This is a genomic window from Micromonospora sp. NPDC047620 (genome assembly GCF_043205005.1).
Taxonomy (GTDB): Bacteria; Actinomycetota; Actinomycetes; order Mycobacteriales; family Micromonosporaceae; genus Micromonospora.
The window spans coordinates 1-1,708 of sequence record NZ_JBIDDG010000094.1; the positions used below are offsets into that span (position 1 = coordinate 1).

The 1,708-nt window shown below is 67.4% G+C and carries 2 protein-coding genes and 1 pseudogene; 1 reads left to right on the top strand and 2 read right to left on the bottom strand.

The features are described 5' to 3' along the window. Together ACGF5C_RS34365 and ACGF5C_RS34370 are read right to left on the bottom strand one after the other, a co-directional pair. A pseudogene (locus ACGF5C_RS34365) lies at positions 1-561 on the bottom strand (hypothetical protein); the annotation flags it as partial. A gap of 69 nt (positions 562-630) precedes the next feature. After that, positions 631-1,065, bottom strand: a complete 435-nt coding sequence (locus ACGF5C_RS34370) for a MarR family winged helix-turn-helix transcriptional regulator (protein ID WP_030517419.1) — start codon at positions 1,063-1,065, stop codon at positions 631-633. A 45-nt stretch (positions 1,066-1,110) separates the two neighbouring features. Here ACGF5C_RS34370 and ACGF5C_RS34375 point away from each other — a divergent pair. Further along, the coding region (locus ACGF5C_RS34375; RefSeq protein WP_393308528.1) for an ABC transporter substrate-binding protein at positions 1,111-1,708 on the top strand (598 nt) is incomplete at its 3' end.

Consider the following 1,708-nt stretch of genomic DNA (forward strand, 5'->3'; position numbering starts at 1 on the left):
CCGCTCCCCCAATCCCCAGATGCCGTTGACGTGGCGTTGCGGATCCAGCGTCACCCCGCGCCGATCCTCGGACAGGTGGATGGCCAGTTGCGGCACCCGGACCAGCGGATCGTCGATGCGGACCAGCCGCTGGCCCAATGCGTCGCCCTCGCGCACGGTGAGCCGGCCCGAGATGCCGAGATCACGGTCCAGCCAGGAATTGAGCCAGGCGCCGCCGTAGGGTTCCAGGCCGATCAACTGCCAGCCCGCGACGGCCAGATCGGGATGCTGTTTGACACGCAGATTCGGGCTGTCGGTGTGCGCGCCGACCACCCGGAACGCACCCGCCGGATCGGTGGTCGTCGCGGCCCAGGCGACCAGGGATCCGCCGCGGATCACGAAGTAGCGGCCCACTCCCCCGTTCGTCTCCGCCGCCTCGGCCCACGGCCGGGCCTCGGGCAGTTCGGTGAATCCGTGGGCCGTCAATTCGGCTGCCACCGTGCGGCATACGTGAAACGGGGACGGCGAGGCATCGATGAAGGCGCACAGCCCGGAGGCCGTCGCGGTGGTGGAGACCGGCATACCGGCGATCCTATCGGCTGCCGGAATTGCCGGATTATCGCCGAGTCGGCGGGCGCGTTCCGAACCGGATCAATCCGACTGGGTCTCGACCATCAACTCGAGCAGTCGCAGCAATTCCGCGTGATTTCGCGCGCCGATTCGTTTACGCAATTCCTCTTCGGCGAGCGACTCCTGCTCGCGCACCGAATCCACCAGATCCTTGCCGCGATGGGTCAAACCGATGAGAATGCGGCGGCGGTCGTCCTCGGCCGCAATTCGAAAGATCAGGCCGCGTTCGGCCAGGGCGTCGGCGTGGCGGGTGGCCGACGAGGGCGGTAGCTGGGCACGAACCGCCAGCTCGCTCATGGTGATACCGGAGCGGTCGGACAGATTCGACAGCATGGCCCACTGGTCGGCGGTCAGCTGCCTGGCACACAGTGCCGCGTCGAGGTGGCGGAGCCAACCGCGTTCCGCAGCTCGCAGCGCCCCGTGCAGCGTGGCGACGCCACTTACAATGGTCGACATATTTTCCGCCCCATCATTTCGCTCGGATACGAAGAAGGGTACCGAATGTTCTCCTTCGGCGAGAGCCCGGACGAAGTGGTCGAGGTCCTGAATATCGTCCCCCTGCAGGGCCCCGTCGGAATTGTCGCGCCGTCCTGTGAAGCGGCGATTTCCTTGGCTGCGAAAGAAATCAACAGCGGCACAGGAATTCTGGGCCGGCAAGTACGGGTGACGACCATCGACGGCGGCCGCAGTCCGGCCGAGGTGGCCGACGAGGTCTCGGCGCTGCTGGCCACCGGAATGGTCGATGCCATCACCGGCTGGCACATCTCGGCGGTCCGCCAGGCGGTTGCCCGGGTCACGGGCGGGCGGGTTCCGTATCTGTTCGCCAACGTCTACGAGGAGCTGCCGAACGAACCGGCCGAGGTGGTGATGATCGGCGAGGCGCCCAGCGGCCACATCCTGCCGGCCATGCGGTGGTTGTCCCGGGAATTCGGCACCCGCCGCTGGGCGATCATCGGCAACGACTACATCTGGCCGGTGGCCACCGGCCGCGACGTCCGTGCCGCGTACCGCGACGCCGTCCACTACGAGCGCTATGTGCCGCTGGGGACCCGGGACTTCGGCTCGATCCTCACCGATCCGTGCCTGGACCGGGTCGACG